Source organism: Bacillus sp. SIMBA_008 (assembly GCF_046535495.1).
Taxonomy (GTDB): domain Bacteria; phylum Bacillota; class Bacilli; order Bacillales; family Bacillaceae; genus Bacillus; species Bacillus subtilis.
Map to the genome: position 1 here is coordinate 1 of NZ_JAWRWL010000254.1, position 295 is coordinate 295.

Below are 295 nucleotides of genomic sequence, written 5' to 3' on the forward strand. Positions count from 1 at the left end.
CAAAACACAATCCCAAATGCTGATACTGTAACACGTGCTTTTTCATTTTTTTTATAATAAATCAAATAAGCATAATTATAAAGAATTCCTGTTACTGTAATACATATTACATAAGTTATCCCAAATGGATGATATAAACCAAACATTAATGCTGCAATTAAAACTATTAATAAATCATGTTCACGAATCCAAGGAATACAACGAAGAATCCAGAATAAAAAAACCTGGAAAATTAAAGTTTCTACTATAGGGGCTATAATTAAAACGGATAAAATTTGCTGATATATAGGTTCAT

Annotated in this window: 1 protein-coding gene; it reads right to left on the reverse strand. The window is 27.1% G+C overall.

The features are described 5' to 3' along the window. A partial coding sequence (locus SB658_RS23070; protein ID WP_410602589.1) for a CPBP family intramembrane glutamic endopeptidase occupies window positions 1-295 on the reverse strand: 295 nt, incomplete at both ends.